Origin of the sequence: Polymorphospora sp. NPDC050346 (genome assembly GCF_040655695.1) — a bacterium.
GTDB lineage: Bacteria > Actinomycetota > Actinomycetes > Mycobacteriales > Micromonosporaceae > Polymorphospora > Polymorphospora lycopeni.
In genome coordinates this window covers 1-22,096 of record NZ_JBFAKM010000067.1, presented here as the reverse complement: position 1 = coordinate 22,096, position 22,096 = coordinate 1, and the positions used below count along the sequence as shown (strand labels likewise).

18 protein-coding genes and 1 pseudogene are annotated in these 22,096 nt (G+C 70.8%); 13 read left to right on the top strand and 6 right to left on the bottom strand.

Annotated features, from left to right (window positions below; all coding sequences use genetic code 11):
* Nucleotides 1-127: 127 nt before the first annotated feature.
* Together AB0I42_RS35850 and AB0I42_RS35845 are read left to right on the top strand one after the other, a co-directional pair.
* The gene (locus AB0I42_RS35850) at nt 128-2,584 is read left to right on the top strand and encodes a DUF87 domain-containing protein (protein WP_357544221.1); all 2,457 of its coding nucleotides are present in this window, start codon (nt 128-130) and stop codon (nt 2,582-2,584) included.
* A gap of 211 nt (nt 2,585-2,795) precedes the next feature.
* Nucleotides 2,796-3,665: a replication-relaxation family protein gene (locus AB0I42_RS35845; RefSeq protein WP_357544220.1), complete on the top strand. Its 870-nt coding sequence runs from the start codon at nt 2,796-2,798 to the stop codon at nt 3,663-3,665.
* A gap of 1,665 nt (nt 3,666-5,330) precedes the next feature.
* Here the strand turns inward: AB0I42_RS35845 and AB0I42_RS35840 are convergent.
* The gene (locus AB0I42_RS35840) at nt 5,331-6,272 is read right to left on the bottom strand and encodes a hypothetical protein (RefSeq protein ID WP_357544219.1); all 942 of its coding nucleotides are present in this window, start codon (nt 6,270-6,272) and stop codon (nt 5,331-5,333) included.
* A 649-nt stretch (nt 6,273-6,921) separates the two neighbouring features.
* On the opposite strand from AB0I42_RS35840, the gene AB0I42_RS35835 reads away from it, so the two are divergent.
* Nucleotides 6,922-7,629 (top strand): hypothetical protein, encoded by a 708-nt coding sequence (locus tag AB0I42_RS35835; RefSeq protein ID WP_357544218.1) that lies wholly within the window; start codon nt 6,922-6,924, stop codon nt 7,627-7,629.
* 244 nt (nt 7,630-7,873) lie between these two features.
* A complete protein-coding gene (locus AB0I42_RS35830; protein WP_357544217.1) occupies nt 7,874-8,416 on the top strand; it encodes a hypothetical protein in 543 nt (180 codons plus the stop codon).
* A 611-nt stretch (nt 8,417-9,027) separates the two neighbouring features.
* Here AB0I42_RS35830 and AB0I42_RS35825 read toward each other — a convergent pair.
* The gene (locus AB0I42_RS35825) at nt 9,028-9,435 is read right to left on the bottom strand and encodes a hypothetical protein (RefSeq protein ID WP_357544216.1); all 408 of its coding nucleotides are present in this window, start codon (nt 9,433-9,435) and stop codon (nt 9,028-9,030) included.
* Nucleotides 9,436-9,710: 275 nt separating this feature from the next.
* Between AB0I42_RS35825 and AB0I42_RS35820 the strand changes: the two genes are divergently transcribed.
* Together AB0I42_RS35820 and AB0I42_RS35815 are read left to right on the top strand one after the other, a co-directional pair.
* Nucleotides 9,711-10,229 carry a hypothetical protein gene (locus tag AB0I42_RS35820; RefSeq protein ID WP_357544215.1) on the top strand — a complete coding sequence of 173 codons (519 nt, stop codon included), beginning with the start codon at nt 9,711-9,713 and terminating at the stop codon, nt 10,227-10,229.
* Complete coding sequence (locus AB0I42_RS35815; RefSeq protein WP_357544214.1) at nt 10,226-11,143, top strand: GGDEF domain-containing protein; 918 nt, start codon at nt 10,226-10,228, stop codon at nt 11,141-11,143. The genes AB0I42_RS35820 and AB0I42_RS35815 overlap by 4 nt, the downstream gene beginning before the upstream one ends.
* Nucleotides 11,144-11,270: 127 nt before the next feature.
* Here the strand turns inward: AB0I42_RS35815 and AB0I42_RS35810 are convergent, their stop codons facing one another.
* Complete coding sequence (locus AB0I42_RS35810) at nt 11,271-12,461, bottom strand: HEAT repeat domain-containing protein (protein ID WP_357544213.1); 1,191 nt, start codon at nt 12,459-12,461, stop codon at nt 11,271-11,273.
* 143 nt (nt 12,462-12,604) lie between these two features.
* Here AB0I42_RS35810 and AB0I42_RS35805 point away from each other — a divergent pair, with 143 nt between their 5' ends.
* From AB0I42_RS35805 to AB0I42_RS35790, 4 genes are all read left to right on the top strand, one after another.
* Nucleotides 12,605-13,810, top strand: coding sequence for a DUF932 domain-containing protein (locus AB0I42_RS35805; RefSeq protein WP_357544212.1), 1,206 nt, complete (start codon nt 12,605-12,607; stop codon nt 13,808-13,810).
* A 148-nt stretch (nt 13,811-13,958) separates the two neighbouring features.
* On the top strand, nt 13,959-14,561 hold the full coding sequence (locus AB0I42_RS35800; RefSeq protein WP_357544211.1) for a hypothetical protein: 603 nt from the start codon (nt 13,959-13,961) through the stop codon (nt 14,559-14,561).
* A gap of 364 nt (nt 14,562-14,925) precedes the next feature.
* Nucleotides 14,926-15,945 (top strand): DUF4192 domain-containing protein, encoded by a 1,020-nt coding sequence (locus tag AB0I42_RS35795; RefSeq protein WP_357544210.1) that lies wholly within the window; start codon nt 14,926-14,928, stop codon nt 15,943-15,945.
* A gap of 112 nt (nt 15,946-16,057) precedes the next feature.
* Entirely contained in the window at nt 16,058-16,846 is a 789-nt protein-coding gene (locus AB0I42_RS35790; RefSeq protein ID WP_357544209.1) for a hypothetical protein, read from the top strand.
* A gap of 40 nt (nt 16,847-16,886) precedes the next feature.
* Here the strand turns inward: AB0I42_RS35790 and AB0I42_RS35785 are convergent, their stop codons facing one another.
* Nucleotides 16,887-17,219, bottom strand: coding sequence for a hypothetical protein (locus AB0I42_RS35785; protein WP_357544208.1), 333 nt, complete (start codon nt 17,217-17,219; stop codon nt 16,887-16,889).
* A gap of 544 nt (nt 17,220-17,763) precedes the next feature.
* Here AB0I42_RS35785 and AB0I42_RS35780 point away from each other — a divergent pair.
* Together AB0I42_RS35780 and AB0I42_RS35775 are read left to right on the top strand one after the other, a co-directional pair.
* A complete protein-coding gene (locus AB0I42_RS35780; protein WP_357544207.1) occupies nt 17,764-18,759 on the top strand; it encodes a DUF2637 domain-containing protein in 996 nt (331 codons plus the stop codon).
* Between the two features lie 227 nt (nt 18,760-18,986).
* A complete protein-coding gene (locus tag AB0I42_RS35775; protein WP_357544206.1) occupies nt 18,987-20,024 on the top strand; it encodes a M23 family metallopeptidase in 1,038 nt (345 codons plus the stop codon).
* 410 nt (nt 20,025-20,434) lie between these two features.
* On the opposite strand, the gene AB0I42_RS35770 is transcribed toward AB0I42_RS35775, so the two are convergent.
* Nucleotides 20,435-21,307: an aldo/keto reductase family oxidoreductase gene (locus tag AB0I42_RS35770; protein ID WP_357544205.1), complete on the bottom strand. Its 873-nt coding sequence runs from the start codon at nt 21,305-21,307 to the stop codon at nt 20,435-20,437.
* A gap of 132 nt (nt 21,308-21,439) precedes the next feature.
* On the opposite strand from AB0I42_RS35770, the gene AB0I42_RS35765 reads away from it, so the two are divergent.
* Entirely contained in the window at nt 21,440-21,865 is a 426-nt protein-coding gene (locus tag AB0I42_RS35765) for a helix-turn-helix domain-containing protein (protein ID WP_357544204.1), read from the top strand.
* Between the two features lie 99 nt (nt 21,866-21,964).
* On the opposite strand, the pseudogene AB0I42_RS35760 reads toward AB0I42_RS35765, so the two are convergent.
* A pseudogene (locus AB0I42_RS35760) lies at nt 21,965-22,096 on the bottom strand (IS701 family transposase); the annotation flags it as partial.

Here is a 22,096-nt window from a genome sequence, read left to right as displayed (position 1 = left end):
CAACCCGCGACCTCCACCCCAGCCGCCTGACCTGGGCAGCCACAACGCCCGGAGATCGCACCAAAGGCAAGAAGGAACTTCGTGCTGTTCCGGTAGGACTGGCCGACCTGACCGGGGAGACAGACCTGTGAAGCGACAGCTGATGCCACCCGATCCGGTTCCGGCCGGACCCCGGCCAGCGGTGGCCGACCTGGTCGACGCGGCGACGGCCGGCTGGCCGTGGATCGCCGCCACCGTACTCGTGTCGGTTGTCGCCGCCACCGCGGTACGGGCAGCGGTCTGGCGCCGCCGGCAGCGGCGCCTCACCCGGGGTGCCCGCCAGATCGTCGTCACCCCACCGCCGCAGGTGGATCCGGCCGGCGTACACGCGTGGTGGGCGAACCTGCATGCGCTGCTGACCGTCGGCTCCCGGTGGCGGCGGCTCATCGACGGCATACCGCACGTGGCACTGGAGTACCGGTGGTCCGGACGGGCGCTGACGGTCGTGGTGTGGGTGCCGGCGACGGTGCCGGCCGACCTGGTTGCCGCCGCTGTCCGCGCCGCCTGGCCCGGCGCCTCGTGCACCCTCACCGACGCCACCGATCCGGTACCGGCCGGCGTGACGGCGGTGGGCGGGGTGCTGGCCCCGACCCTGCCCGCCTGGTATCCGCTGCGGGTCGACCACGACACCGACCCGATGCGGGCCCTGGTCGCCGCCGCCGGCGGCCTGCGTTCCACCGAACACGTCTGTGTCCAGGTTCTCGCCCGCCCGGCCACCACCGGCCAGACCGCCCGGCTGCGGCACGGCGTTGTCGGGCTGCGCGCCGGCCGCCCACCCGGCCCGGTACTGGACCCGGCACGCTGGCTGCGCGCCGTACTCGACCTCGCCACCGATCTGACGACCCCGGCCCGGACCGGTGCGGGCGCCGGCGCCCGGCGGCCGGCGGACCCGGTACGCGACCGCGACGCCCGTTCCGCGCTCGACAAGAGCCTCGGCCCGCAGTGGGAGGCCGCGATCCGCTACACCGCCGCGAACACCCGCGGCGGCGGCGCATCCGACACCATCACCGCCCGGCTGACCACCGTCGCCCACGGCATCGCGTCGGCGTTCGGCGCCTACACCGGCCGCAACCGGCTGCGCCCGACACGGCTGGCCCGCCCGGCGGCGGTGATCGCCGCCCGGCCGCTGCGTCGCGGGTTCCTGATGTCCGCTGCCGAACTGGCCGCCGTCGCCGGCCTGCCGACCGACGTCGCGGTCCCCGGACTCGACCGGGCCCGCGCGAAGACCCTTCCCGCGCCGGTGGCGGTGCCGGCCGGCGGCCGCGGCATGAAGATCCTTGGCCGCGCCGAGGTCGGTGGCCACCGCGTCGCGGTGTCCGTCGTCGACGCCCGCCAACACGTGCACCTGCTCGGCTCCACCGGCTCGGGCAAGTCGACCCAGATGTGCCACATGGTCCTCGACGACATCCACTCCGGCCGCGGCGTCGTGGTCATCGACCCCAAAGGCGACCTGGCCCTGGACATCCTCGACCGGCTGCCGGCCACCGTCGCCGACCGGCTGGTGCTCATCGACCCCGACCAGCCGGACGGCGCCACCCTCAACCCGCTGTCCGGCTTCGACGACGACCTCGTCGTCGACAACATCGTCAGCATCTTCTCCCGGATCTTCCAACGCCACTGGGGGCCACGCATCGACGACGTGCTGCGGGTGGCGTGCCTGACCCTGATGCGGCACGCCAACGCCAACCTGACCCTCGTCCCACCACTGCTCAACAGCAAGGAGTTCCGGGCCCGGTTCACCGCCGACCTCGACGACCCGGCCGGCCTGAAAGGGTTCTGGGAGTGGTACGAGGCGACACCGCCGCCACTGCGCGCACAGGTCATCGGCCCGGTCCTGGCCCGGCTGCGCAGCTTCCTGCTACGCGACTTCGTCCTGCGCACCCTCGGCAGATCCCAGTCCAACTTCGACATGGGCGCCGTCCTCGACGGCGGCATTCTCATCGCCCGGCTCCCCAAAGGCCAACTGGGGGAGGAGACCGCCAAACTCATGGGCAGCTTCGTCTTCGCCTCCGTCTGGCAGGCCGCGACCGCCCGCACCCGGCTACCGGAAAACGAACGACGCGACGCGACCCTCTACATCGACGAGGCACACAACGTCCTCAACCTCGCCGGATCGGTCAGCGACATGCTCGCCGAAGCCCGCGGCTACCACCTGTCCCTGGTCCTGGCACACCAGAACCTGACCCAACTGCCCCGCGACATCCAACTGGCCCTGTCCGCCAACGCCCGCAACAAGATCTACTTCTCGTGTTCGCCGGAGGACGCCACCCAACTGGCCCGGCACACCATGCCCGAACTCGACGAATACGACCTCAGCCACCTCGACGCCTACACAGCCGCCGCCCGGCTCGTCGTCGACTCCCGCGAAACCGCGGCATTCACGATGCGAACCCGGCCACCGGTCGACCCGGTCGGCGAAACCACCGCCATCCGCCAGGCCGTCGCCCGCCCGGTCGACACCGAACCGTCCGGCATCGAAAATCTTGCCCGACGGGCCGGCGACGCCAGCCGACGCCGACCGCCGCGACCCCGCCGGCAGGGGTAGGCAAACCCCCGGGCAACACCCCAGGCAAACCCCTGGGCAAACCCCCAGGCAACCCCTCACCCGCAAAAACCCCACCCAACCGAGCCATTCGCGCAGGTAGGAGCCCATGACCGGCAACCGTCAGCTGCCCCTAAATATCCCCAAGGGGGATACCTTCCGACCGGGGGAACCATCAATACCCCGACCCCGGCGCCCCCCAGCGGCGAAGTCCGTGCGCCGGATCACCGCCCGCCTGCAACCACGCGACTACGTCCTGGCCCACCTCCTCGACGACCACCGTGTCCTGACCGCCCCCCAGATCCACACCACCCTGTTCACCTCACCGCGTACCTGCCGCAACCGACTCGACGCGCTACGCCACCTCGGCTTCATCGACAAGTTCCTGCCGACCCGACACGGCGACCGGCTACCCGCCCACTGGGTACCCGGCCTGCTCTCCGCCCGCTACGCCGCCCTCGCCCGCGGCGAGCGACCACCCACCGTCAAAGCCGTCCGCGACCGCCAGGACGCCACCGCCGCCAGCCCCCACCTGCACCACACCACCGGCACCAACCAGTTCTTCGTCGACCTCATCGTCCACTCCCGCACCCACGCCGGCTGCAGACTCACCCGCTGGTGGCCCGACCACCGCATCGCCGCCGCCCTCGGCCGCCGCGTCCACCCCGACGGGCACGGCGTCTGGCGCCACCACGGCACCGAGGTCGGCTTCCTGCTGGAGTACGACACCGGAACCGAAACCCTCGGCACCCTGGTCGGCAAACTCGCCGCCTACCGGCGGCTACGCGCCGACGACGGACCGCACTGGCCGATCCTGATCTACCTGCCCACCACCACCCGCGAAACCAACCTGCACCACAAGCTCGCCACCACCACCCTGACCGGGATCACCGTCGCCACCGCCGCCCGCGACCGCGTAAACGGCGCTGGCCCCGCCGGACCGGTGTGGCGGCTGGCCGGCAACGGCCGGGCCCGGCTCCACCTGGCCGACCTACCGGCCCACGCCGGCCGACCCGGCCCCTACCACCCCGGCCCACCCACACCCGACCAGGACCCGCTCTACCTTCTTGACGGGCCGGGGTAGCGGTTGCTGCCCGGGTGGTTACAGCACCCATGTGGGCCAACCGAATCGGCATCCGCCGGCCGTTTCAGTCCTAACGACCTCGTGCGCAGTGGGGTGCTGGGTGCGGGCTGGTCGGTGTGGTCGATGAACTGCGGGTGTCGGTCCGTTGGGCGCGTTGTGTCTTCAGCCATCCCGCGTTCACCGGGATCTCCGGTCACCACCTGAACTTGCTGCGGTCCGAGTTGTATCCGTTGTGGATCGCCGCTGCCGCTAATCTCGGCACGAGGTCTCCGGTCGGTCTTCGGTTTTGCTTGGTCGCTAAACCACCCATCGGAGACCTCTTCAGTTACCGGCCACCGCCGCGCCGATCCATCAATGCGTTACGAAACACGGGCTAGCCTTGCATCCGCCGTGCCGTTCCAGCGGAGCCCCCCACCAGCCTGGGCGAGCTCCGCTGTTCTCGACGTCAGGAAGCGCGCCGCACCCCGTCCCCAGGGTGGCCAACGAACTGTCCCGCCAACTCGCCCCACTGCTTTGCTGGCTCGGCACCTCCGACACGTGGGCGATGGTCTTCGCCGAGAAGAGGCCGTTGCCCCTTAGGTAAAGATTTGCTACCTTCGATGTGCGCCGCTGAAGGGTCGGGGAGCAGTCACTGCATGCAGGCCCTCACCCTCTCAATTAGATAGTGCGGTCACCCATCGGTACCTCTCGCACATGAAAGACGGGGGAAAGAATGAATTTGAGAAGACGGCTCATTTCCGTCGCCACTACGGTAATCGTGGCCATTGGAGCAGGGGTTTTCGGCGTCGCTGGACCGGCGCATGCCGGATGCCAAGACAACTCCCTCCAGTACCGATACATTGGGAGTGGGGGTGCTGTCACTTCTTGGTGGCGGAATTGCAGCGGCACCTACTCCCTCAACTCTAGAGGGTGGGACCTCCGTGCGAACGCTTGGTCCGGCTACGTGGGATTCGCCGACGGTTCGAGGGCGAACTTCTGCAACTGGGACACAGTCGATCTCGACGCCATTCATAACCTTTTCAATCCTGGAAACGTGAGGCAGATCTACATAAGCCCAACCCTGGCCAGTTGGTGCTAGCCAGCTAAGGTCTAACGCTGAAGGCGCACTGCCAGGATTCGCCTAACTGATACCGCGCATAGGCTGAGCGGCATCTTAAATGCCCTCCGATGCACGAATTTCTATTGCCAACCCGTCTGCCGTCGACCCGCCCTCCTGGGGAGCGGGCCACCGTCCGGCCCACCACGTCAAGCGGACCTTCTCCAGGTTCGGACGCTGGAGGGCCGGGCGGTGGTCTGCTCGGCTTGCCCGCGTCGATGACAGGCGGGATGGCCTACCGTAACTACCCACGGACCGCGACCCGCCGACGGAGCCTCGGCCATCCTCCACCACACCATCCTTTCGGGCCGCCCATGGGTACGACGCGACGTCAACGGCCGATGCCACAGCGTGGTCGCGTGCGCGGTTGTTTTGCAAACCGGAACCGGGGCGACTTCCCGATACCTTCCGGGCCGGACGTGGTTGGGTCGGAACGGTCGGTTCACCGCTGCTGCCGACCGGCCGGGTTGGGTTGGGTTGTAGTTGAGTGACCTCTCCTGGATGGACCCGGAGTCCGGGCAGCCAGTCCGCGAACCGGCGGCACCGGCTCGCGTCGGAATGAGCTGCGCTCAGTCGAGTGCAATCACCGGTCGGGTCAGCACCTCGTCGGCATTGTCGTCGGAGGCGAGCCACTGGCCGAACTCGTTGTCGCGGTAGGCGGTGGCGAGGGTCAGCCAGCCCAGGAAGAATCCGTCCCCGCCACACGTGGTGCCGCCCCCGTCGCCTCCACATACGATGGTGCGCTCGGTGGTCGCCTCGTGCTTGTAGGGGTCCTGCGCGATTACCAGACCCCACAGGTTCGTCTCGCGGTGCGGACCGGTCTTGTGGTCGTACGGGTAGCCGTCGTTGGCGCTCTGGTCACCCCAGCGGAAGAGGGTCGTCGCGCCTGCCCCGCACGCCCACTCCCATTCGTCCGGGCTGGTGGTACGTAGCCCCATGTCTGCGAGCGCGGCCAGCGCCTCGTCGTAGGAGACCTGGCGGGTTGCTCGAGCACGCCTGACCTCGCCGTTCTGGTCGAACTCGACCTTCAACCCGCTGCCTGCTCGGTAGACCTGGTATGTGCCGCTGCGGGTACCGGCCGACGCGACGACTTCGAGCACCCGGGGGTCGTCGGCAGCCAGCGGGACAACGCAGGGATCGAATGCCTCCACTGCGACCAGCATGGCGGGGATCTCGGCCGGGCGTTGCGGGGAGGTCATCGCGTCGACGTACTCGGTCAACGGTGGAAGCCCGATCTCGTCGGCGCTCTCGGCGTAGCTGTCAGCCTGCTCGGCGGTGGGCTGGAAGCGGGACGCATCGTAGCCGAGCGTCGGCCTGCCGGCGGGGACGAGGGCGAACCGCATCCCGTTGCGGTCGAACAGCGCCGTCCGGTGCGACCGCCCCGCGTAGGCCGTGTCCTTCAGGCCAAGGACGGACAGATCGTGCCGGTCGGCGATCTCCTGCGCGATCCGTCGACAAGCGTCGTCAGACTGTCTGTTCCACTGCTCGAACGTGAGGTCGGCGTAGGTCACCGCGAAAGGATAGAGCTGCAGGCCCCGGTCACGTAGCCGGAGTACCGGCGCGATGAGCCCTTGTGGACAGGCACCCAACGGGCGCGACATCGCCGGGAGGCAGCCCAACCAGGGTTGGCCTGACGTGCGGTGGCGTACCCAACCGGGCCGTCACTCGCGGGTTAACGGGCTGGTCAGGGGCGTCGTCTCGGCCCAGGATCCGGTTGGGTCGGGACAGTTGGGTTGCCGGGCTACGGTCAAGGCCTTCTTTCGAAGAACCCCTGTAGCACCACCTCGGGCGTCGCCCGCCCCGATGTAGAAGCCGCACATGCCCACCCGCCTCACCGCCGGTCGGCGCGACCTTCTCCTCCGGGCCCCCACGCCCTGCCCGCGACACCTTCCGGCCAGCCCGGCCGACCCGCAACACCGGCACCAGCCACCGCAGCACCATGCACCACCTTCGGCCAACGCCGACATGATCGGCAAACCCGCCGACACCGACGCCCGTAACGGCCCAACTGCCGTGCCCGGCAACAAGTTGCCCGGCGTCTGCGTTCCGCCCACCACCCGCCAACGGGGAATGCGGCACCCACTTTCTCTTCGCCCCGGTCCGGGGTCCACCCGCGAGCTCGTTTGCGGAGCCCTACCCGAATCAGGAGGTTCACCTGCCGTGTCCGCCAAACCCACCACCGTCAAGCGCCCGTACCGGCGCCGGCTCACCAGCCGAACCATGATCGTCTGCCTGCCCGGGCCCGCGAAGCCGGAGCTGCTGCCGGACCTGGCCCGGACCGCCCTGGCCGACTACGACATCGCCACCCACAGTGTGGTGCCGCACTTCGCCGCCAGGACCTGGCGCGGCGGTCAGCTCGTCGACCGCTGGCAGGGCCTGACCTGCGGCGGCCCGCTCAGGCTGTTGGATCTCGAGCGGATGCGCCGTCAGACACAGGCCGCGGCCACGCTCCAGTGGCAGTGGTGGCGCCACGTCGTCGCCGACACCCGGCCGGCACACCCGTTCTGGGTCTTCGTCGACAGATACCGGGCGGACCCCGGCCGCTACCCGCTGGCCCGGGCCCGAGCCGACTACCAGGCTCAGCCGCGACTGCTGGCGATGTCGGCGTTCAACGCGATGCCGCACAAGCCGTGCGAACTGCCGACCGCCAGCCTGGAGGCGTTCCAGGCCGGCCACTCCACCTACCTCAACTTGGCCTGGCTCGCCGCGGTTCCCGGTGACGGGCTGGCGATCGTCGACGGCCCGCACAGCGGGCTGTTGACCTGCGACAGCGAACGGTTGGCGGACCAGTTGACGTACCTGCGGGCGGCGAACGAGCACCTGTCCCGGCTGGACCGGCAGGCGTCGGTGGTGGCCGTCGCCGTGTGACGGCGGCCGCCGAGGCGGCAGCAGGACCGGGGCGGGCCGGCAGCTTCTGCCGCACCGCCCGTCGGCCGGCGGCGGGTCACGGCGCCAGCCTGTGCGGCCCGCCACTGTGACCACGCCGCACACACCAGCGTCCCAGCGGGACGCCACACATTCCCATCGCGGGCCAGGGCCACCGGCACCCGGCCCGCCGCCGTCCGCGGCGACCTGTCGCCCGCACCTGTACGAGATTGAAGGAGTCACCGCCATGGTTGTCCGTTTCGACCTGCGTGCCGTGCTGGACCTGGCCGAGCACGCTGTCGCCGCCCCTGCCAGCCTCTACCAGCCCGACTGGGCGACCGTGCGCGGCGAGCCCGCGCTGACCATGGTCGTGTGCGACGTGGTGTACCTGCTCAGTGCCGGTGTGCCCGGCTTGGAGCGGCGCTTCGGTGTGCCGCGCGCCGTCTATGCCGAACGGGGCAGTGTTCCCACTGGCGGCTGGACCCTCGAGGCGCACGAGGTCATCGACCCCGGCGAGTTCGGCGCATCCCAGCCGGTCTCGGGTGTGCGCCGCCCGATCACCTACCTGTGGTACCTGCCGCTGTACCGGCCGGTTGTCGAGTTGCTGCGTGGTGCCACCGTCGCCGGCTACCGCCACGCGACGGTCGATCCGGGCGACCTGAGCATCGGCGTCGTCCGGAGGCGGCCGGCAACCGCGGCCCGCCGCCGGCCGATCGCCACACCGCCCGTGGTCCAGACGCGAGGCCCGGCCGGGGTGCGGCCGCCGGCGCGGGCGCCGCTGGCCGGATAGGCGCCGACGCGCTGCCGTGCGGGCTCGTCGCCGTCAACGCTCACGTCCTGATCGGTGCCACCCGAGGCCACGCCGTCGGCGTGGCCCTTTCGCGTCTGTGCGGGCAGCCGACGTCGTCCACGCGGGGTGTGCGCCGGACGATGCGGCCGGTCGTCGGCGGCACGTGGCGACGAACCGGTGCGCCGGCCGCGGCCAGTACCGGTGACCGGGGTGGTGGCCGGCGGCCACTCCAGCCCGTCCGGCACCTGCCGGCCCCGCACCCGGGCAGCGGCAGACCCGGCCCGCCGCGGATGGGCGACGACTCGAACGACGCTCCTGCCAACATCGACGACGTGCTGCACACCACGGTGTGCCGGGCGGGGCGAGAAGACAGCGGCCAGGCCATCCCCGGCACGCTGCTCGCCACGTTCCCGGCCGTCGCCGGCACATCGATGGCCGGGTCCGACGTCGCGCGCACACATTCCGACCACGTCCCTGCCACCGCAGCCCGGCCGCCGACCTGCACCTGGCACATCAGCGGACCAGGCACGCACATCAGCAGGCACAGCGTCACCACACCGACGTGCGGTGGCTGCGGGTCGGTGTGCGGCGGGCCGGGATCGGCGTCCTCCCTACACCGGGTGCGAGTCGGTGCCTACGTCGTCCCCGCGACCGGCGTGGCGGGCGACGACCGCGTCGAACAGCGCCCAGCCGTCGAACTGTGCCCGGCCGGGCGCGGCAGCCTGCCAGCCGCGGGCCAGCGTCTCGTCGAGCAGCGCCCTGACGACGCCGGGCTCGTTCAGGTTCAGGCTGTGACCGTCGGGGCGTCGCACGGCGCCGGAGTGCGGGAACGCATCCGCACCCGCCTCGAAGACCACGGCAAGGTGCCCGGGTGCGTCCTCACGCCATATCCGCACGGTCTCCCGGCAGCCGGTCCGGCGTCGACCGCCGTCCGGGCTGTCGGCGGCGTCATGGGTGTGGTCGACCGACCACACGAACCGCTGCGATCCGACGACCAGCCGGCGACGACGACGTGCCATCGCCTGAGCCTACGCACGCTTCGACACGTCGCCGACGACGAACCGCGCAGCTGACCAGCCTCCGCGCCGGGCGCACCATGTCCGCCCGGCCGACGGGCGGGCCGTCGTGTGCGCCTGGTGCACCACCCACTCGAAGGGATGCACCCGTTATGGCTACACCGCAGCCGACTCATGCCCGCTGGATTGCGGCACGGGTCACGCTTGCCGGACTTTCCGGCAGCTATCCGGGCCTGGTTGCCCGACGTCGCCGTCGCGCCGGCCATCCGGTCGTGCGCGTGACCTGGCCGGTACTGGCCCGGCTCGCCGTCGACCTGGTGGGCCGCTGGCGTGACCGCCGCGACCTGACGCTGCTACCCGCGATCATCACCGTGCACGACGGGCAGGCGCACGCGATCCGATTCGGGGACCGCGACGGCGATGTGCAGCCGCTGCCAGCCGACGCCGACGGTCTGCACACCGTCGCCGGCCCGCTGTGGCCGTGGCAGGTCACCATGCGGCCGCTGATCGCCGGCCGGGATTCCGTAGCTGCCGAGGGCTCACGTGGGCCGGACCGGTGCCCGGGTGACGGCGGGGCCGGCTGGCCGTCGCTGTCAGCGCCGCAATGTGGTGGCGCACCGAACGACGAACCGTGTCGGGTTGACCGCCGCCTGACCTGCGCCACGGCTGCGTCGACGGTCGGCAGGTCCACGGCCGGACACCCGTACGCCCCGACCGCATTTCATCAGCCCCGCCCCGCGGACACCGGTACCGGCGTGCCGGCCCGTGCCGCCTTCGCATCTCGGGACAGAACATGATCATCTTTGAGAGTTTCGGGCAACGTTGGCCAGACGCCTCCCGACGGCTGCGTGCGGCATCGACACCCGTCGCCGCCGTCCTGGCCGGCGTCGCCTTCGCCGCCACGATCCACGGCGCCGCCGTCGTCGCGGCGTGCGCGGCGTTCGCCAGCGCCTGGCTGCTCACCGCCGCCGGCCGCACCGCCGCCCACCGTGACCCGCTGACCGGGCTACCGACCCGGGCCGTCACCGAACGGATCCTGTGCCGCGCCGACCGGCGGCGCGTCGCCCTGACCGTCGCCGTCGGCGACGTCGACGGCCTGCACGCGCTCAACGGCAGTCTCGGACACGCCGCCGGCGACCGCTATCTGGCCGCCGTCGCCGAGCGGCTGCTACGGGCCGTGCCCAAAGGCGGGCTGCTGGTGCGTCACGGCGGCGACGAGTACGCGATCCTCGCCCCCGACACCGATCCGGCAGACCTGGCGGCGGCGATCGGTGCGGCGATGTGCGGCCCGGTCCGGATCGCCGGCTACCGGATCCAGCCGCGGGCCAGCGTCGGGGTCGCCGCCGGCAACGGCAGTGCCGCCGCCACTGTGATGGCCTGCGCCGACGCCGCCATGTACTCGGCGAAGGCCGCCGGCGGCAGCCGGGTCTTCGTATACGACCCGGACCGCGACGGTCCGCCGACCCCGGCCGCGCAGCGGCCGTTCGTGCGCCGCCGTGACATCAACCCCGTCGCCGACACCCGGGCGCCGACGACTCCCGACGAGCTGGTGCCGCTGCTGGTGACCGCCGACGACGCCAGAGTCGTCCACCAGGCGCTACGACTCGCCGCCACCGAGCTGCCGCGGCATAACCCGTCCACTCCGAACCGGTTCCTGCAGCTGGCGGAACGGTTCCGGCCGCTGATCGACATCACCGGCCCGAGCCGGTGACGCCCCCGGCGACCGCCAGCCGGTTCGACCACAGGCCCGCCCGTGCCCGCCGTCCGCGACGGGGCGGGTGCCGCCGACGCCCGCAACCGGGAAGCTGCGGCCTGCCGACCGGGGCAGCCTGTGGGACTCACTGGCCAGTAGCGCCGGGGTCGGTGAGGCGGGTCAGTTCGGTGTCGGCGAGCCAGCGCACGGTCTGGTCGGGGTCGTCGACGTACCGGCGGAGGATGTCCGGGGCTGCGTCGGGTGCCAGACGCCGCACCACCACCGCAACCCGCTGGCGGACCGTCGGATCCGGATCACCGGCCAGGCCCACCACCAACGGCACCGCCTGTGGATACCTGCCAGCGGCGCTGGCGAGCCCTCTGATGGTGGCCGCCCGCACCGCCGCCTCGCTGTCTCCTAGCAGCACCGCAAGCTGACGCTCGACGCGCGGATCGAAGTCGACGGCCTTCGGCAGCGCCTCGGCGGCGCGGGCCCGCAACTGCGGATCGTCGTCGTCGGCCAGTGTCAGCAGCGCGTCGACAGCGACCGGTCCGCCGATCGACCCGAAAGCCTCTATCGCGTTGCTGCGGACATGCGAATCGGAGTCTTGCCGCAGGTGCAGCAGCACCGGTGCCGCGTCGGGGTGCCCCAGCCGCCCGAGGGCGTAGGCGACCCAGGCCCGGACCCTGTGCGCGGTATCCGACGCCAGTGCGGCGATCGGCGCGACCGCGTCGATCCGCCCGGTGTAGCCGAGCCTGCTGATTGCCGAGACCCGCACCTGCTCGTCGCGGTCGTGCAGCGCGCCGACGAGCACGTCGAATGTCCGGTTGTTCTCGGACGGATCTTGAAGTGAGCCGACTGCCAGGGACCTGGCCCGCGGATCGGGGTCATTTACGGCGGCGGCCAACAGGTCGGCATCTGCTGACTCGACGACGAACCCGAGCGCCCACAGCCCGGTCCGGCGCAGCTCAGGGACGTGGCTGGCGGCGAACTCGAGCACGGTGATGCGGGCGGCGGCCCGATCCTCGTCCATCAGATCGATGATCAGGGCGCTGAGGCTGTCCTGGTCGTCGCCGAGGTCACGCGAAGACGCGCGCAACAGCACCGGCAGGGCCGCCATCTCCTGGCTGCCGGCCAGGATGTCGGCGATCAGGTCGCGGCCGTAGAAGTTGCCGTCGTCGAGGAACCGGTCGAGTGCCTCGTGCAGCAGCGGCACCAGGGCCGTGTCCCCGCACGACTTCAACGCCGTGATGGACGGCGCGATGCCGTCGTAGTCGCCGTCGAGATCCACCGCATGCCGGACCACGGCCTGTAGCGCCGCACGTTCGTCGCTCACCCGCGCACCCTGCCACACCCCACCCGTCCGGCCGGCTGCGGGGACGTGCGCGGCCTCGACGCCACCAGCCGGCGATTCAACCCGGGGCGTACGTGCGTCCCGGGGCCACCAAAGGGTCACCCCATCGAAAGGAGAAGACCCTGATGAACACTGCCCTGACCACCCGCAACGCGACCCTGCAGGATCTCGCGGCGATGCTGCAGGATCAGCACGGCCGCAAACTCGACGTCGTCGCCCCGGCCGCCACGATCGGCACCCGCGACGCCCAGCTGGTCCTGGCCGGCACCGACGTCGAGATCACCGCCGACGGTGTCACCGCGACCGACGGCGTCTACACCCCGACCGAGGTGTTCGACGACGGGCTGGCAGCTAAGCTCGGCATCCCTGTCGCCTACCTGCGGCGGCTGCGGGCCAACCGACCCGACCTGTACGACGCCAACGTCAACGGCTGGCTGCGCGACGCCACCCCGCCGGAGACCCGCTCGTTCCTGGTGCGGTGCTTTCGCGGCAGCGGCGGCGGGCCGGGCATCGCCCGCGCCCTGCTGTCGGACCGGTACGGCATCGTCGACAACCTCGACGTGCTGATGGCCGCCCTCGACGGGGTCCGCCGTGCCGGCGTCGACGTCGACATCGACGGCTGCGACCTCACCGAACGACGCATGTACGTTCGCGTCGTCGCCCCGCAGATCAAGGCGTTCGCCCCGGATCTGCTCGCCGGCTACCGGTCGCCGTGGGGCGGCCACGACGTCGGTGACGGCTGGACGCCGCAACGGGTCGCCCAGGCCGCCGGCCGGGAGAGCCTCGCATACGCGTCCGGTGACGAGCCGGTCCTGTTCGCCGGCTTCGTGCTGAGCAACTCCGAGGTCGGTGCCGGACGGTTCACCATCACGCCCCGGCTGACGGTGCAGATCTGCGGCAACGGGCTGACGATCACCGCCGACGCGTTGAGCAAGGTGCACCTCGGCGCCCGGCTCGACGAGGGTGTGGTGCGGTGGTCGCGCGACACCGAGCGGCGGGCGCTGGAACTGGTCACCGCCCAGTCCCGCGACGCCGTGGAGCACTACCTGAACGCCGACTACCTGACGGCGAAGATCCGCGACCTCGAGTCGAAGGCTGCCGTCCCGGTGCGCGATGCGGCACCCACGGTGGAGGCGGTCGCCAAGGCACTGTCGTTCACCGCCGACCAGCAGGCCACGATCCTGAACCACTTCATCCGCGGCGGGCAGCTGACCGCCGGCGGAATCATGCACGCGGTCACGTCGGCGGCACAGACCATCGCCGACGCCGACACCGCACACGCCATGGAGGCGGCCGGCCTGCGTGCGCTGGATATCGCGGCCCGGCGCTGACGTCCACGATCCGGCATCTGGTGCAGGGCGGGCCGCGGCCGTACCGCCACGGCCCGCCCTGCCCCACCGGCGACCCGGCGCTGCCGATCCCGCCAACCCACCGCCGGCAGCCTGCGCCGCCCGCCCGGGCCGGCGCACCACCACGTCTATGACAGGAGAAGAAGTGCTGCACCACATGATCCGCAAGGTTCTGCCCGACCTGCTCGTCACCATCGAGAACACCGCCGAGGCATTCGGCTGGGACGCCCCACCGATGCTGCTCGGCCTGTTCCACGACCGGACCTGCGACGACGCCGGCCCGCGCCTTGTCGTCGCCGAGCCCGTCCCGTACCGGCCCGACATCTGGCACATGCCCGACCCGGACCAGCCGGGCCGTGCCCTGCATCCCACGGTCGTGCTGAACCGGATCGCCGACGACATCGCAGACACCGAGACCAGGAGCCGGACGACCGCCTGGCTGGAGCCGCGACGCCGGACCTTCGCCGGCATGGCGTTCGCGTTCGAAGGCTGGCAGTTCCGGCCGTACGCCGACTACCGGCACGGCGACATCAACCAGGTTCCGGCGATGGCCGACGCCGAGGTCCGCATCGTCGTGGCCATCGACGTCGACGGAGGCTACTACCAGGTGGTGCGGTTCCGCGGCGACAGCCGCAACTCGGTGACCGTCCACGACGAGCCGCCACCGGACCTGCTCGAGGCCGACATTCCCCAGGCGGTGACCAGGCTCGTCACCACGATCGCTGCCCTGTAGCCGGGTAGCGGCACAACCCGACACCATCCGCCGTGCGTGGTCGAGCCGTACGCGTGGCCGTAGCCGGCGACGCGGCCGCGGCGGGTAGGTCGACACCATCCACCCGGTACCGGGCCCGCCGATACCGGTCAGGGCGGACAGCGGCTGACGCCTGCTCGACCGTCGGTCCGCCGCCGACGAACGGCGGCAGCTCGCATCACCCACCAATGCTGTGCCGGCCGCGACCCCGGACCGCCCAGCCGCATCGCTGCCGGTAGCCATCCGGTCTGCCGGCAGCGGCGGCGGTGGAGACCCGCCCGCCACCGCGCCCGTCCCGCCCACCCGCACCGTCCGGACAACCCCAACCCGCATCGAAAGGATCACCATGACCAGCGAACACCCACCGGTGCTGAAGGCGACCTCCCCGGTCGACCTTCTCGCGCTCGTGCCGTACCTGCTCGGATACCACCCGGGCGACAGCATCGTCATCGTCGGCCTGCACGACCAGCGCGTCAGGTTCGCCGCCCGCACCAGCCTTCCCGAAGACCCGGACACCCCCGACTCCGTAGCCCAGGACGTCGCCGCCGTCATGGCCCGGCAGTTCGTTCAGGAAACCCTGATCATCGGATACGGCCCGCAGGAACAGGTCGTTGCGGCGACGGACGCGATCACCGTCGCACTGCACGGGGTCAATCTGCCGGTACGCGACTCCCTGCGGGTCACCGACGGCAGATACTTCGTCGACTGGTGCCACGCGCCCTGCTGCCCTGTTGAAGGCATCGCGTTCGATCCGGCGAGCAGCGCGATGGCCGCCCACGCCACCTACGCCGGTGTCGTCGCCCTTCCGGACCGCGAGAGCCTGCAGGCCACTGTCGCGCCGGTGGACGGCCCGGCCAGGACGGCGATGCGTGACGCCACCGACCGGGCCGCCCAACGGATGGCCGCCCTGCTACATACCCCCGACGAGCCCGCCCCGGCGGCACCGTCCAAGGGCGGCACGCCGGATCTCGACGAGGTCGTTCTGCGCTCGGGTCGGACGGCGGTCGCCGACGCCGTGGACCGGTACCGGCAGGGCGGGCATCTGACCGACGACGAGGCTGCCTGGCTCGCGGTCCTGCTCACCCACACGCCCGTGCGCGACCACGCCGTACTGCACACCGACGGCCAGGAGCACGACATGCGGTTGTGGCTCGACCTGACCCGCCGGGCCCAGCCCGAGCTGGTTCCCGGACCGGCAACACTGCTCGGCTACGTCGCCTACCGCCGCGGTGACGGGGCCGTCGCATCGATCGCCCTCGGGCGTGCACTGCACGCCCAACCCGGCTACCGCCTCGCGGTCCTGTTGTCCGAGGCACTCGCCGCCGGCATCCCACCGTCCGCCCTCGACGACATGTCGACGCCGTGACCGGTAGTCGGGCCGCATCCGGCGGAGTGCTCCGCCCCAACAGGCGGCGTCGGGTGCCGGCCGAAGCCACCGTCTCCACTTTCGCCACCACATACCGTCCTGGGAGGACATCATGACCACCAGCAACCACGGCTACCGGGTCCGCCGGGCGTTCACCGCGGCCGAACTCGACACCATCCTCACCGACCTCACCCACGCGACGAGCACCGCCGACCTGCTTGTCCGCACCGTCCGGGCGGTGTTCGGGCCGCTGCTGGCCGACCACGGCGCGACGTTGGACGACTACACCGCCGCGCACCGCCTCGACCAGGCCGACTACGCCATCCCCGTCAACCAGTGGCAGGTGGTCGCGGCGGCGGCCATCCAGCGGGCCGTCGAATGGGGGACCGGTGTCACGGTCAGCGTCGACATCGCCAACGTGATGCCGTCGATGTACGACGACCCGGCCGCGCCCGTACCCGCAGCCGTCGCCGTCGACCGCCGCCCCCTGGTGCACGAGCTGCATGTGGCACGTGACGCCACCGACGTCATCGCCGCCGCCGAGTCCCACATCGACGCGTTGGGGCGCTACTACGGCCAGGCCAGCGACATCCACCTGGAGGCGTTGACCAGCTGGCACCACCAGCTGGCCCGGCTGTTCAGCATGGCCTTCGGTGCCCGCACGAAGATCAGCAGGGACGGCAGCCGGTCACTGTTCGTCCACACCGCGAGCGGCTTCACCTTCGCGGTGATCTTCCACGGCAGCCGGCGGCACTGCACCGAACAGGCCTGTGCGGCCACGATCCGCGACGACGGCACCGCCTGTCCGCCCCGGCCCGGAGCGGCCATCCTCGCCCACGACCACACGCCGTCGTACCCGCTCGACGCACCGCAACCCGGGCACTGGTCGTTCCACTCCTGAACTGGCGGGATGGTTGGTGCGGGGCAGCCGGTCGCGGGCTTCAGCCCGCGGTGCGGTGCTCATCGCGTCGATGGAACCACCGCACGCCCGTGACGATGGCCGCGCCGACAAAGACCGTTCCCACAAGGAACATGAGCCCGTCGGCGCCACCTCCAGGCTCGAAGAAGACCCTGCTCACCGTCATTGTGGCCATGGCCAACCCGATCAACACGAACATCGAGCCCAACAACCGCGGGGCACCCATGCGCCCGCCGCGCCACATGACCGCATCGCGGTGACGGCGGCTGCGCAGCAGCAGCGCGACACCGATGGTCCCGGTTAGCCCGGCGACAATGCCGGAGCCGGCGGCGAGCACGACGTCGATGGTTGTCATGGCGGCACGGTACGGCACCACGACGCGACGCCGCTTCGACCGTTCCGCGCCGCCCGTCGCACGCCGCATCCTGCTCCAGATGGCCGGCGTCGGACTGCGACGCCGACACGCGGCACGGTAGCTCCGCGACAGCGAGCCGGGCCCGCGGTGACACCCGAAGGGTCGCAAGCGGCCTTTCGATATCTCCCGTCCCTGGTCCGAAGGACGGCATCCATCCATCTCACCGCGGTCTTCGAACCCGGGCCGAGGTAGTAACGCACGCCCGAACCGGGGCGTCGGCACACCTGCGCATCGCCGTGCCGGCACCCCCACCACGGGGGTGCCGGCACACCAAACCATGCGAGGTGATCATGCACATCGACGTCATACCTGGCCGTCGGCGCAGCACGGCCGACGCAAGACCGGCACGTTCGCGGGCGGCGAAACAGCGACCGGATGCCGCCCGCCCGCATCCACCCGAACCACCTGTGGTCTGCTCCACCAGCCGGGCGACACCCGCCAGGCGGACACCATCCGGTAGCCGGACCGCACAGCGGAGGCGGCCGTGACCGCCGCCGCGCCCGCCCCGCCCCGACCGGAGCACGCCACGGTGTCCCGTGCCGCGATCGGAGTTCTGCTCACTGTGGTGGCGATCCTGCTGACCGTGGTGATCCTGGCCCCGATCGCGTTGTCGTCCCAGGACCTCATCGCCTGGGCCGGCGCGCCCACCGGCCTGAACCTGCCACGACCGTGGCCGTGGCTGGTCTTCGTCGCTCTGGACGCCGCCGCCGGGGTCTGCGTCCTGCTCACCGTCTACTGCGCCTGGCGCGGCGAACCCGCCGGCATCTTCGGGCTGCTCGTGTGGTGCTTCGCGTTCGGGTCCGCGTTCGCCAACTGGCGCTACGCCACCGCGCCCGGTGCGGCACCCGACGCGTGGTGGTTCTTCCCGGCGATGTCGCTTGCCGGGCCCGTGCTGCTGGAGGCAGTCCTCGGCCGGTTCCGGCGCTGGTTCCAACGCGACAGCGGCCGGCGGGGCAGGCGTCTGCCGACCTTTGGCTGGCGCCGCTGGACCCCGGGCCTGGGTGCCGTCCGCGACACCTACGGCGCCTACCGGACCGCTCTGCTGCTCGGTATCGAAACCGTCGACGAGGCGATCGTCGCCTACCACCGGCTATGCCCGGACGGATCCCTGCGCGTCGCGGCGGCCCTGCGCCACCGCGATGCCACCCACCAACAACCGGCCGGAGCCCTTCCACCTGATGCGGAGGGCGACAACGACAAGCCGCCGTATGTGTCGGTCGACCTGATGCGGCGCATTCCGGTCGACCCCGACGCCTACCAGCGCTGGCGGGACATCTGGGCGGACCTACGCGGCGACGAACCCGACCTTGCCGACATCGCCTCCCGCTACAGCTGCAGCCGCCGGCAGATCGAGTTCGTCCGCCGTGCCGGGCAGGCCGGCCTGCTGGAATCACCGATTCCGACCGCGCTGCGCCTGACCCACGACCCCGGCCACACCAGCCGGTCCGACGGGACGGCACCCCTGCGCCCGGCGTCGTAGCCGGCAGCACCAGCCGGTGGTCCAACAGTTCCGCCCGCCGGCATCCCGTGACCGCACCCGGTGCGTGTCCGGCCACGTTCCGCCTGGCCGGCAACCGCCGCCACCCGGCACCCCGGACCCCTTCTCGCCTTCCACAGGCGCGCACAGCGCGCCCTTTTTGTGTTTCTGGAGGAATTCATGTCCACACCGTCAGCAGGTTCCCAGCCCCAACCCACAGGGGAGCGGCGATGACCAGACCGACCGGAGCTCTGATCTCGTCCATCGTGGCAAGCGTCATCGCCTGCGTCGCCGGCTCCGTCCTGATCGTCGGCAGCGATACGGCCACCGCGTGTGTCACGCCGACCGTCACCGCACCAGCCGCCGCCTCGACAGGAGGGTGGCGGCCGGTCGGCCGGTTCGACGCCGAACAGGTCGCCAACGCGGCCACCATCGCCGCCGTCGGCGCGCAGATGCGAGTACCCGTCCGCGGCCGGGTCATCGCCGTCGCCACCGCCATCCAGGAATCAAGCCTGCGAAACCTGCGAGGCGGCGACCGCGACTCGATCGGCCTGTTCCAGCAGCGGCCCAGCCAAGGATGGGGAACGCCCCAACAGATCCACGACCCGGTGTACGCGTCAGGCAAGTTCTACGAGAAGCTGCTGAGCGTGCCCGGCTGGCCGACGATGCCGCTGACCAACGCCGCCCAGGCGGTGCAACGCAGCGCCTACCCCGACGCGTACGCCCGGCATGAATCCGACGCGCGCCTGCTCGTCCGGGTGGTGTCCGGTCCGATCACCGCGTCGGCGGCAACACCGGCGGACTGCGATGCCGCGGTCGGGCCGTGGACGGCGCCGGTGGAGGCGCCGATCGTGTCGGGATTCCGGACGAGTAAGCGACCCGGCCACGACGGAGTTGACCTTGCCGCGGCACGAGGCACCCCGATACGGGCCGCTGCGGCCGGCACCGTCACTGTTGTGCGCTGCAACGTCGTGCCCGCCAGCCACGGCTGCGACATCGACGGCACACCGCGCACGCCAGGGTGTGGCTGGTATGCCGACATAAGACACGCCGGCGGAATCGTCACCCGGTACTGCCACATGCTCACCCGGCCACTGGTCCGGGAAGGACAAACAGTTGCTGTCGGGCAGGTGGTGGGACTCGTCGGGTCATCCGGGCATTCGTCCGGCCCGCACCTGCATTTCGAGGTACACCTCGAAAGCCGCCGCTCGGTCACGGCGGTCGACCCGGTGCCGTTCATGGCGGAGCAAGGCGCACCGTTGCACTGAGGGCCCATCCCAAATTAATGATGTGCTGGCCTGGCTGGCCATCCTCTTTGCATGATGGTCGATGTGGACGGCATGGTGCGGACCTGGGCTCCGGACGAGTTCTGGCAGGCGGCCCAGCCGTTGATGCCGGTCGCGCCGGCGGAACCGACACGGGACCGGAGGATGAACGCCGCGAGCCACCGTATCGCGATCACGCAGAAATGCATGTACCCGCCCGCGCAGGACTACCTCGCCGCGCGGCGGGTGCTTGGGAACTCCAATACCGAGGCGATCCGAGCATTGAAGCGTCACATCGCCCGCCGCGTGCTCGGTCGTGCGCGTAGGTGGTACAGAAGCGATGGCAGTTGCTTCGTGCTCCAGTACGACCGGGTTGCGCGCAGCCTGGGAGGGCGCCCGAGCGCCGGGGAGCGTCAGCCGCTGATGCTGTCCAGTTCTGCGACATCCTGGGCGGATAGGGCGAGCGCGGCTCCGGTGACGTTCTCTCGCAGGTGCGCGACTTTGGAGGTGCCGGGGATGAGCAGGATGTTCGCCGAGCGTTGCAGCAGCCACGCGAGTGCGACGGCCATCGGCGTCGCGTTCAGTCGGGTGGCCAATGCCGAGAGGGCTTCTGCTTGGAGAGGGGTGAAGCCGCCGAGGGGAAAGAAGGGGACGTAGGCGATGCCGTCGGCGGCGAGGTCGTCGATCAGCGGGTCGTCGTGGCGGTGGGCGAGGTTGTACATGTTCTGCACGCACACGACCGGAGCGACCTTCCGTGCGTCAGCGACCTGTTCGGCGGTGACATTGCTGACGCCGAGATGACGGATCACGCCCTGCTCCTGCAACTCGGCGAGAGTCTCGAACGCTTCGGTGATCGACCCGGGCTGCGGCCCGGTGGCGTCCCCCATGCGCATGTTCACCAGGTCGAGGCTCTCCACCCCGAGGGACTCGAGGTTCTCGTGCACCTGCTGCCGCAGGTCGCCGGGTCGCCGGGCAGTGGGCCAGCCGCCCTCGGCGTCACGGGTCGCTCCGACCTTGGTGGCGATGAGCAGCGAGGCCGGGTAGGGATGCAGTGCTTCGCGGATCAGATGGTTGGTGACGCGCGGGCCGTAGGCGTGGCTGGTGTCGATGTGCGTGATGCCCTGGTCAACGGCTTCGCGCAGCACGGCGATCGCGCCGTCGTGGTCGGCGGGTGGTCCCATGACCCAGGGGCCGGCGAGTTGCATGGCCCCGTATCCGAACCGGGTGACGGTGCGGTCGCCGAGGTTCCAGGTGCCGCCGGGAAGCGCGGGAGGGGATGAGGTCATCGTGTTTCCTTTCATCGCGCAGATCAGGAGGGTGGCGTTCCGCTCCCTCCTGCATGAGTATTGGAGAGCAACTCTCTACTGGAAAGTACGCACTTTGAAGTGCGTTACGCCCTTGTGCGAAAGGTGACCGCCGTGGCGACAACGAACGCAGCCGAGAAACGAAACCAGGCCAAGAGTGCCTACAACGCGTTCCTGGCCGTGTGCCCGAGCCGCCAGCTTCTCGACCGACTCTCCGACAAATGGGTCGTGCTCGTCTTGTGCGCGCTCGGCGGTGACGGCGCGGGCAACGCCGGCCCCCCGGCATCCATGCGGTACTCCGAGCTTTCACGCCTCATCGCGGGCGTCAGCCAGAAGATGCTCACCCAGACGCTCCGCTCGCTGGAGCGCGATGGTCTCATCACCCGCACCGTCACGCCTACCGTTCCAGTCACCGTCGACTACGCGCTAACCGACCTCGGTCTTTCCCTGCACCAGACCACCCGACAGCTCAGAACTTGGGCGCAAGACCACATGGACGCCGTCCAGGCCCACCGCGACCACTACGACGCAGACAATTAGTAGTGCTTTGTTAGGTTGGGACGAGTTGGTGGCAGAGTGGGCAGAATCCGAGCCAGGTCGCGAGTAGGTACTGCAGTTCGCGGAGAACGGCGTACAGGCTCAGGTCTGCCCTGCTGCTTTTGGGTGTGTGGTCCGGAGTTGGGTGAGGAAGAGTTGGGCGGCTGTGGCGAGGGTGACGTGGCGGTGCCAGCCGATCCAGGAGCGGCCTTCGAAGTGGTCGAGGCCGAGGGC

Excerpts from the sequence above, each read along its gene's own strand:
- AB0I42_RS35830 (WP_357544217.1), top strand. The coding sequence starts at position 7,874 with ATGGTTGTCCGTTTCGACCTGCGTGCCGTGCTGGACCTGGCCGAGCAC.
- AB0I42_RS35825 (WP_357544216.1), bottom strand. The coding sequence starts at position 9,435 with ATGGCACGTCGTCGTCGCCGGCTGGTCGTCGGATCGCAGCGGTTCGTG.
- AB0I42_RS35815 (WP_357544214.1), top strand. The coding sequence starts at position 10,226 with ATGATCATCTTTGAGAGTTTCGGGCAACGTTGGCCAGACGCCTCCCGA.
- AB0I42_RS35805 (WP_357544212.1), top strand. The coding sequence starts at position 12,605 with ATGAACACTGCCCTGACCACCCGCAACGCGACCCTGCAGGATCTCGCG.
- AB0I42_RS35800 (WP_357544211.1), top strand. The coding sequence starts at position 13,959 with ATGACAGGAGAAGAAGTGCTGCACCACATGATCCGCAAGGTTCTGCCC.
- AB0I42_RS35795 (WP_357544210.1), top strand. The coding sequence starts at position 14,926 with ATGACCAGCGAACACCCACCGGTGCTGAAGGCGACCTCCCCGGTCGAC.
- AB0I42_RS35790 (WP_357544209.1), top strand. The coding sequence starts at position 16,058 with ATGACCACCAGCAACCACGGCTACCGGGTCCGCCGGGCGTTCACCGCG.
- AB0I42_RS35785 (WP_357544208.1), bottom strand. The coding sequence starts at position 17,219 with ATGACAACCATCGACGTCGTGCTCGCCGCCGGCTCCGGCATTGTCGCC.
- AB0I42_RS35775 (WP_357544206.1), top strand. The coding sequence starts at position 18,987 with ATGACCAGACCGACCGGAGCTCTGATCTCGTCCATCGTGGCAAGCGTC.
- AB0I42_RS35770 (WP_357544205.1), bottom strand. The coding sequence starts at position 21,307 with ATGACCTCATCCCCTCCCGCGCTTCCCGGCGGCACCTGGAACCTCGGC.